5 protein-coding genes are annotated in these 7674 nt (G+C 73.1%); 2 read left to right on the forward strand and 3 right to left on the reverse strand.

What is annotated here, in order from left to right; all coding sequences use genetic code 11:
• The coding region (locus KMS84_RS36720; RefSeq protein WP_256920884.1) for an ATP-binding protein at nucleotides 1-2772 on the forward strand (2772 nt) is incomplete at its 5' end.
• A 159-nt stretch (nucleotides 2773-2931) separates the two neighbouring features.
• Here KMS84_RS36720 and KMS84_RS36725 read toward each other — a convergent pair.
• The 3 genes from KMS84_RS36725 to panB form a co-directional block, all read right to left on the reverse strand.
• Nucleotides 2932-3753, reverse strand: coding sequence for an ABC transporter permease (locus tag KMS84_RS36725; protein WP_256920885.1), 822 nt, complete (start codon nucleotides 3751-3753; stop codon nucleotides 2932-2934).
• Nucleotides 3750-4775: an ATP-binding cassette domain-containing protein gene (locus KMS84_RS36730; protein ID WP_256920886.1), complete on the reverse strand. Its 1026-nt coding sequence runs from the start codon at nucleotides 4773-4775 to the stop codon at nucleotides 3750-3752. The genes KMS84_RS36725 and KMS84_RS36730 overlap by 4 nt, the downstream gene beginning before the upstream one ends.
• Nucleotides 4776-4987: 212 nt before the next feature.
• Nucleotides 4988-5854 (reverse strand): 3-methyl-2-oxobutanoate hydroxymethyltransferase, encoded by an 867-nt coding sequence (gene panB / locus KMS84_RS36735; protein WP_256920888.1) that lies wholly within the window; start codon nucleotides 5852-5854, stop codon nucleotides 4988-4990.
• A 179-nt stretch (nucleotides 5855-6033) separates the two neighbouring features.
• On the opposite strand from panB, the gene KMS84_RS36740 reads away from it, so the two are divergent.
• The gene (locus KMS84_RS36740; RefSeq protein WP_256920889.1) at nucleotides 6034-7626 is read left to right on the forward strand and encodes an MFS transporter; all 1593 of its coding nucleotides are present in this window, start codon (nucleotides 6034-6036) and stop codon (nucleotides 7624-7626) included.
• The last annotated feature ends 48 nt before the right edge of the window (nucleotides 7627-7674 follow it).

A 7674-nucleotide genomic window follows, 5' to 3' on the forward strand; every position in this document is an offset into this window, starting at 1 on the left:
GCCCACGCCCCCACGGCGGAGCGGGACGCCACGGAGCCGGCGGAGGGGCCGGCGGGTCCGGACCGGCAGGGGGAGCCGCTGGGACCGTCACAGGGGGCGGCGGTCGACCGGTCGGCTCGGGCCCTCCGGTCCGCCGCGTCGCCGGAGCGAGGCAACCTGCGGGCGCGTCTCACCTCGTTCGTCGGCCGGGAGGACGACATCGCGGCCCTGCGGGGCGACCTCGCGAGCGCCCGTCTCGTCACGCTGCTCGGGCCCGGCGGGGCCGGCAAGACACGGCTGTCGCAGGAGGCCGCCGAGACCGTGGGCGACACGGCGCGCGACGGCGTCTGGCTGGCCGAGCTCGCGCCCGTCGCCGACCCGGGCGCGGTGGCGCAGACCGTCCTCACCGCCGTCGGGGCGCGCGAGACCGTCCTGTACGGCGCCGGCGCCGAGGAGTTGCGGGCCGTCGCCGAGCGGCGCGGCGACCCCGTGGAGCGGCTGGTCGAGCACTGCGCGCGACGCCGCATGCTGCTCGTCCTGGACAACTGCGAACACGTGGTGGAGGCGGCCGCCCGGCTCGTCGAGGAACTGCTGGCGCGCTGCCCCGGGGTGAGGGTGCTCGCCACCAGCCGTGAGCCCCTCGGCGTGCCCGGGGAGGTCCTGCGCCCGCTGGGCCCGCTGCCGGAGCCGGCCGCGCTGCGGCTGCTGGCCGACCGGGGCGCGGCCGCCCGGCCGGGCTTCCGCGTCGAGGACGACCCCGAGGCCTGTGCCGAGATCTGCCGGCGCCTCGACGGACTGCCCCTCGCCGTCGAACTCGCCGCCGCCCGGCTGCGGATGCTGACGCCCCGGCAGATCGCCGACCGGCTCGACGACCGCTTCCGCCTGCTCACCTCCGGCAGCCGCACGGTCCTGCCCCGCCAGCAGACCCTGCGGGCGGTCGTCGACTGGTCCTGGGACCTGCTCGACGACGACGAACGCGACGTCCTCGCCCGCCTGTCCGTCTTCGCCCGGGGCTGCGACCTCGCCGCGGTCGAGGCCGTCTGCGCGCCGCCCGGGCCGCCCGGCCCGTCCGGGGCCGGACCCGCGGCCGCCGCCGGCCCGCGCGAGCCCGAGGGCTCCCGTGCGCCCGGGGCCCCGCGTGGCTCCCGCGCGGGCCGCACCCTGCTGGACTTCCTCGCCTCCCTCGTCGACAAGTCGCTCGTCGTCGCCGCGCCCGCGCCCGGCGGGGGCATGCGCTACCGGCTCCTGGAGACCGTCGCCGAGTACGCGGGCGAGCGGCTGGACGAGTCGGGGCGGCGGGAGGCCGCCGAGCGCGCGCACCTGACGTACTACCGTGAACTCGCCCGAACCACCGAGCCGTTGCTGCGCGGTCCGCGGCAGCGCGAGGCCGTCGGCCGTTTCCAGCTGGAGTACGAGAACCTGAGCAGGGCGCTGCGCCGGGCCGTCGACGCGCGCGACGAGCAGGAGGCGCTCAGTCTGACCCTGTCGCTGGTCTGGTACTGGCAGATGCGCGACCTGCGCATGGAGGCCCGCGCCTGGTGCGTCGAGGTCATGGCCCTGGGCCCCGACCCGTTCGCCGAACCCCTGCGCCGGGCCGCCCCCGTGTGGAAGCCGTGCACCGACACCCCGCCGCCGCTGACCGGCGAACTGCTCCTGGAGGCCCGCCGGGGCGTCCACCTCGCCCATCTCGCCTGCATGGACACCGAGTTGGCGGCCTGGCGCAACCCTGCCGCGCAGGCCAAGCTGCGACTGATCGCCGAGGCCTACGAGCCGGGCCTCCCGCAGACCTGCCGGGCACCCGGCCTGCTCTGGTACTTCGCCGTGCTGATGACCGGGGACCTGGAGCGCATCCGCGAGAGCATCGACGCGAACATCGACACCTGCCGCCGCACGCCGGGCTACGAGTGGGAACTCGCCTCCTGCCTTCAGATGCGCGCCAACGTCCTCGCCAACCGGTCCGACTGGGCCGAGGGCGCGTTCCGCGACGCCGACGAGGCGCTGGAGATCTACCGGCGGCTCGGCGACGCCTGGGGCACCGCCGAGGCGCTCTCCGCCCGCGCCGAGGCCCACGAGCGGCTGGGCGCCTACCGCCGGGCCGCCGCGGACTACGAGGACGCCATCGACCACGCCGGACAGCTGAACGCCCGGGCGCAGGTGGCGGTCCTGGGGGCGCGGCTGGGCAGCGTGCTGCTGGAGGCGGGGGAGGAGGAACGGGGCGAGCGCATGCTCCGCGAGGTGATCGACGGGCCCGAGCACCTCGGGCACGAGGCCGTCCCGGCGGCCCGTCTCTTCCTCGCCGGCCGGCTCGGCGTCACCGGCCGCAGGGCCGAGGCCCGCGAGCAACTGCGGTTGCTGCGCGAAAGTTTCGCCTTCGGGCACTTCGCGGTCTTCGACGCCTTCGTGCAGGGCGCGGAGGCGTGGCTGGACGCGGTCGAGGAGCGGTACGCGCAGGCCCTCACGGGCGTCCGCGGCGCGCTGCTGCGGGCCACCGACCCGCTGTCGCTGGCCGTGGCCCCGCAGATGCGCTCCGTCTACCTGTGCGTCGCCGCGACCGCCCTCGCCGGACTCGACGGCGGCAGCCGCGCCGGGGCCGCCGCCCGCTGCCTGGGCGCCGCCGACGCGCTGCTGCCGCCGGGGCACGTGCACACGCGCTGGGAGCGCGAGGCGCACGACCTCGCCATGGACCGGGCCCGTGCCGCACTCGGCGAGGAGGACTTCGCGTCCGCCTACGCCGAGGGCGGCGGCCTCTCCTACGATGAGGCCACCGCCCTGGTGGAACGCGCGCCGTCCTAGGCGTATTGACCCGCAAGGTTGTCGACGCTCCGCGTCGACGCCCTCCTCCGCCTTGCAGCCGCACGCACCGGACCCCGCTCGACCCGGCCGACAAGCGCAGTCCCTCTCGGCCGGCCTGATCCGAACGAAAGACCCTGGGCGTCCTGGCGTGGACCCGGCCTAGCTCTTGGTGCGGAACTTGTGGATCGCGACCGGGGCCATCAGCACGGTGATCCCGAACGACCAGGCCAGGGTGACCCACAGGCCGTGCGCGACCGGGCCGCCCGTCATCAGGCCGCGTGCCGCGTCCGCGAGCGCGGACAGCGGGTTGTAGTCGGTGAAGGCCTGGAGCCAGCCCGGCATCGACGCCGTGGGCGCGAAGATCGACGAGCCGAACTGCAACGGGAAGAGCACCAGGAAGCCCATGGCCTGCACGGACTGCGCGTTCTTCAGGACCACGCCCAGGGTGAGGAACACCCACATGATCGACGAGGCGAACACGGTGGACAGCCCCACGGCCGCGAACAGTCCCGGCCAGCTGTCGATGTCGAACCCGACCAGGACGGAGACGATCATCAGCACGGTCGTCGCGAAGAGCATCCGGACGATCTCCACCGAGATCTTCGCGAAGAGCACCGAGCCGCGCCCGATCGGCAGCGAGCGGAAGCGGTCCATGACACCGGAGTTGAAATCCTGGCTGAAGCCGGTGCCGACGCCCTGGGACAGCGTCATGCTCATCATCGCGATCATGCCGGGGATGACGTACTGGACGTAGCCGTCCTGGCCGCCGCCCAGCGCCTGGCCGATCGAGCCGCCGAAGACGTACACGAAGAGCAGGGTGAACACGATCGGCATCAGCAGCGCGTCGAACATCGACTCCGGGTCCTGCCTGATCCACAGCAGGTTGCGCCGGATCAGGGCGCCGGTGTGACGCAGGTGGCCGCGCAGCGGGATGCGGGCGTCCGCCTCGATGTCGGCGATCGGAGCGGTCGTGGCGCTCATACGGAGACCTCCTCGCGGGTGTCGGCGGGTGCGGTGTCGTCCACGGCGCCGGCACGGTGGCCGGTGAGGGACAGGAACACCTCGTCCAGGCTGGGCAGTTCGGTGGTGATGGAGGCGAGGGTGATGCCCCGGGCGGTGACCGCGCCGACGACGGCTGTCAGCTGCTCGTCGCTGAGCACGGGGACCAGGACCGAGCCGCGCTCGGTGTCGACGGTCGTGTTCGCGAGCCCGGTGAGGCCCAGGTCGTCGATCCATCCGGCGAGCGGACGCAGTTGAGCCGGGTCGGCCGGGCGGACCCGCAGCGCGCGGCCGCCGACCTTCGCCTTCAGCTCCTCGATGGCGCCGTTGGCGATCACCTTGCCCCGGTCCACGACGGTCAGCTCGGAGGCGAGCTGCTCGGCCTCCTCCATGTACTGGGTGGTGAGCAGGACGGTCACCCCGTCGCCGACCATCCGCTTGACCTCGTCCCAGACCTCGTTGCGGGTGCGGGGGTCGAGGCCGGTGGTCGGCTCGTCCAGGAACAGCACCTGCGGCCGTCCGATCATCGAGGCGGCCAGGTCGAGCCGCCGCCGCATGCCGCCCGAGTACGTGCTCGCCGGGCGCCGGGCGGCGTCCGTGAGGGAGAAGCGTTCCAGCAGCTCGTCGGCGCGGGCCCGGGCGTCCTTGCGGGACAGGTCGAGCAGCCGTCCGATGAGGTAGAGGTTCTCCCACCCGGGGAGTTTCTCGTCCACGGACGCGTACTGCCCGGTGAGTCCGATGACCCGGCGCAGCTGCCGGGGCTGGCGTACGACGTCGTAGCCGACGACGGTCGCGTGTCCGCTGTCGGGGGCGAGCAGGGTGGACAGGATCCGCACGAGGGTGGTCTTCCCGGCGCCGTTGGGCCCGAGCACCCCCATGACCGTGCCCTCGCGCACGTCCAGGTCGACCCCGTCCAGGGCCTTGGTCTCGCCGTAGTGCTTCACCAGCCCCCGAACGGTCACGGCGCCCGTGGCGCCCTCGGGGTTCTCGTCGATTCGTGTCATGGGGGAGACAGTGCCGAAGCCCACCGACAAACCACCGACAGGCCACCGACAGCGGCCGACGCCGCCGACGGATCGCCGACAGGCACCGCCCCACCCCCGTGCGCAACCGCGCCGCCGCGGTCTCCCGCGCAGGGGAGACCGCGGCGGCGCGGGAAAGGGGACAGCCCGCCGACGGGGGACGGTCGGCGGGCTGTCGTGGTGCCAAATCGGCTCTAGTGGACGGAGTGCTCGTCCAGAGGGAACGTCCCGCCGACGACGTCCTCCGCGAACGCCTTCGCCGCGTTGCCCATGACCTCGCGCAGGTTCGCGTACTGCTTGACGAACTTCGGCACCCGGCCGCCGGTCAGCCCGAGCATGTCGGTCCACACGAGCACCTGCGCGTCGGTCTCCGGGCCGGCGCCGATGCCGACCGTCGGGATGTGCAGCACCCGTGTGACCTCGGCCGCGAGCTCCGCCGGCACCAGCTCCAGCACCACCGCGAACGCGCCCGCGTCCTGCACGGCCTTGGCGTCGCGCAGCAGCTGGGCGGCCGCCTCCTCGCCGCGGCCCTGCACCCGGTAGCCCATGGCGTTCACCGACTGCGGGGTCAGGCCGATGTGGGCCATGACCGGGATGCCCGACTCCACCAGCAGCTCGATCTGCCGGTGCGAGCGCTCGCCGCCCTCCAGCTTCACGGCTCCGACCCCGGCCTCCTTGACCAGGCGGGTCGCCGAGCGCAGCGCCTGCACCGGGCCCTCCTGGTAGGAGCCGAACGGCAGGTCGCCGACGATCAGCGCACGGGAGGTGCCGCGGACGACCGCCGCCGACAGCATGGTCATCTCGTCGAGGGTGACGGGAACGGTCGTCTCGTACCCCAGGTGGCAGTTGCCCGCCGAGTCGCCGACGAGCATCACCGGGATCCCGGCCTCGTCGAAGACGGACGCGGTCATCGCGTCGTACGCGGTGAGCATGGGCCACCTCTCGCCCCGCTCCTTGGCGAGCGCGAGGTCGCGGACCGTGATGCGGCGTGTGCCCTTGCCCCCGTACAGCGCCTTGCTGCCGTCGGTGGGCTGGGGGTGGGCAGCCGAGAACTGCGTCATGGCTACGGCTCCTTCGTCATCTCGAGGCGCCCTCACGGCGTCCCCGGACCGCTTCCCATGGTGGCACCTCGGGTCGGCGAGGGCCAGAGCGCCCCCTGTGGGTAAAGCCTCAGTAAGAATGAGGGCGACGGAATCGATACGAGACGGTTCCGTATCGGAAGTGTTCTAGGCTCGGCGTCATGACTACTCCTGCCGTCCCCACCGCTCCGCGGATACCGGAAGCGGTGCACCGGCGTCGTTGGGCGATCCTCGGCGTCCTGATGCTGAGCCTGCTCATCGTGGTGCTCGACAACTCGATCCTGAACGTCGCGATCAAGACGATCTCGACGCCCGCCCCGACGGGCCTCGGGGCCACCCAGAGCGAGCTGGAGTGGGCGATCAACGCCTACACGCTCGTCTTCGCGGGACTGCTGTTCTCCGCCGGCCTCCTCGGCGACCGCATCGGCCGCAAGAAGGTCCTGCTCGGCGGACTGGCGGTGTTCGGCATCGGCTCGGCGCTCGCCGCGGAGTCCGGCTCGCCCGCGCAGCTCATCGCCTTCCGCGCGCTGATGGCGCTCGGCGCGGCCTTCGTGATGCCCGCCACGCTGGCCGTCCTGATGAACGTCTTCGACCGCGAGGAGCAGCCCAAGGCGATCGGCATCTGGGCCGGCGGCGTCGGGCTCGCCATCGCCATAGGTCCCATCACCGGCGGACTGCTGCTGGGCCACTTCTGGTGGGGCTCGGTCTTCCTCATCAACGTGCCGATCGTGCTGCTCGCGTTCGGGCTGATGCTGTGGCTGGTGCCCGAGTCCCGCGACCCGAAGCCGGGCCGCATCGACCTCGTCGGCGTCGTGCTGTCGGTGGTCGGCCTCGTCCTGCTCGTGTACGGCATCATCAAGGGCGGCGAACTGGCCGACTTCACGGACGCGAAGGTGCTGGCGACGATCGGGGCCGGCCTGGCCGTCCTGGCCGCGTTCGTGGTGTTCGAGAAGCGCAGCGACCACCCGTCCGTCGACATGGACTACTTCAAGAACAAGGTCTTCTCGGCGGCGATCTCCGTCATCGCGCTGGTCTTCTTCGCGCTGATGGGCGTGACCTTCTTCTCGGTCTTCTACACCCAGAGCGTGCGCGGCTACTCGCCGCTCCAGACCGGTCTGCTGCTGCTGCCGCTGGCCGCCGCCCAGCTGATCTTCGCGCCGCGCGCGCGGCTGGTCGTGGACCGCATAGGGATCCGGGCGACGACCACGACGGCGATGCTCGTCCTCGCCGCGACGCTCGTCGCGTTCGCCACCCTGGACGCCGGCACCCCGATCTGGCTCCTGGAGGTCGTCTTCTTCTTCATGGGCGCGGGAATGGCCCACATCATGACCCCGACCAGCGTCGTCATCATGCAGGCGCTGCCCCGCGAGAAGGCGGGCTCCGCCTCCGCGCTGAGCAACACCTTCCGCCAGGTCGGCGGCGCGCTCGGCATCGCCGTCCTCGGCTCGGTGCTGTCGACGTCGTACCGCAACGGCATCGAGGGCCACCTCGGCACGCTGCCGGCGGGCCTGCGCGACACGGCGGGCGAGTCGATCGAGGCGACCCTCGGGGTCGCCGCCAAGCTCGGCGACCGGGGCCGGGTGCTGGTCGAGCCCGCCCATGACGCGTTCCTGCACGCCATGCACATCACCGCCCTGTGCGGGGCCGCGGTGGCCGTGGTGGGGGCGATCGTGGTGGCCGTCTTCCTGCCGGGCCGGCCGAAGCCCGTCCAGGAGGAGGCGGGCGAGGAGGAGTTGGCGCGGGCGAAGTCCTAGCGCGCGAGCGGGCGGGCGGGGCGGCCGGGAGTCGCCGTCCCGCCCGCC

Source organism: Streptomyces hilarionis (assembly GCF_024539675.1).
GTDB classification, from domain to species: Bacteria; Actinomycetota; Actinomycetes; order Streptomycetales; family Streptomycetaceae; genus Streptomyces; species Streptomyces hilarionis.